This is a genomic window from Streptomyces sp. NPDC043738 (assembly GCF_056436545.1).
The window spans coordinates 1-1,424 of the sequence record NZ_JBWKCJ010000068.1 but is presented as its reverse complement, the minus strand read 5'-3'; the positions used below and the strand labels follow the sequence as shown (position 1 = coordinate 1,424).

Annotated in this window: 1 protein-coding gene; it reads left to right on the top strand. The window is 66.6% G+C overall.

The window, feature by feature from the left end; translation table 11 throughout:
• Positions 1–76: 76 nt before the first annotated feature.
• On the top strand, positions 77–1,424 hold a 1,348-nt coding region (locus tag AC0680_RS37855), incomplete at its 3' end, for an ISL3 family transposase (RefSeq protein ID WP_478637579.1).

The following is a 1,424-nucleotide window of genomic DNA, read 5'->3' as shown; positions in this document are numbered from 1 at the left end:
GGCTCTGACCGCAGTTCCGTGAATCCCCAGGTCAGCGGCGGGAACGACGGATCGTTTCACCAGGGTCTCGTACTGCGTGGTGATCAAGACGGTCGAGGATGTTCTGTTTCCCGGGATCGATGTGCGGTTGGAGCGGGTCGCGTTCACGGCGGACGTGTTGGTGGTGTCGGCCGCGGCATGCGGTCCGGCGCCTCGTTGCCCAGGGTGCTGGGCGAGAGCGCGTCGTGTGCATTCCTCGTACGAGCGCGGTCTGGCCGAACGCCCGCTGACGGGCCAGAAGTTGCACATCAGGCTCCGAGTGCGACGATTCTTCTGCGACCGTTCCTCATGCCGAAGGAGGACCTTCGTCGAGCAGGTCAGCGGGCTCAGCGAACGCTATCGACGCTCCAGCATCGGAACGAAGCAGTGGCTGCACGCGGTCGCCATCGAGCTCGGCGGCCGGGCCGGCGAACGTCTATGTCGACAGCTCCATCTGGCCGCCGGCCGCAGCAAGCTGCTGGCATTACTAGAAGCACCCCTGGTGCCAGCACGTTCGCCGCGAGTTCTGGGCGTCGATGAGTTCGCCTTTCGCAAAGGCTGCACCTACGGCACCGTTCTGGTCGACGTCGAGGCCGGACGGGTCGTCGACGTACTGCCGGACCGGACCTCCGAGACATTCGCCGACTGGCTTCGAGCACACCCCGGCGTCGAGATCGTCTGCCGGGACAGAGCCACCGCCTACACCCGCGCGGTCAAAGAAGCAGCCCCACACGCCCTGGAAATCGCCGACCGCTGGCACCTCCTTCAAAACCTCTCCACCGCGGTCGAGAAGACGTGTCACCAGCACCGCCCCTGCCTGCGCAAACGTATGGAAGATGAGGCACCCGACCCACCCGAGCCACCTCGCATGGATCTGCCGATGCCCGGCCTTCCAGCAACACAGATGGTCGAGCGGACACGGCACCGGCACGAAGACGTGCACCGCCTCGTCGACGCTGGCTGGACCATCAGCGCGATCGCCCGGCGGCTGCACCTGGACCGCAAGACCGTGCGACGCTTCCGCGACACCGACCTTGACCAGCTCCTGGCCTCGGCTCGCGATCGGCGCCCGGCCGGAGTGCTGGAACCGTTCAAGCCCTACCTCAACACCCGCTTCACCGAGACATCAGGCCAGGTCAGCGGCAGCAGACTGTTCCTGGAGATCCGCGAACGCGGCTACCAGGGCAGCCGTCAGGTCGTCCGCAAGCACCTCGCCGCCCTCCGAGCCGGCACCGCTGAACCCGTCCGAGCCGACATCCCGAGTCCTCGCAAGATCACCTCATGGATCATGCGGCCACGCGAGGCCCTGACCGAAAGCCAGGAGGAACGACTGCTCGAAGTCCGCCTCGCCTGCCCAGACATCGCCCGCGCATGCGACCTCGCGCGAGCCTTCGCCGACCTCGTCC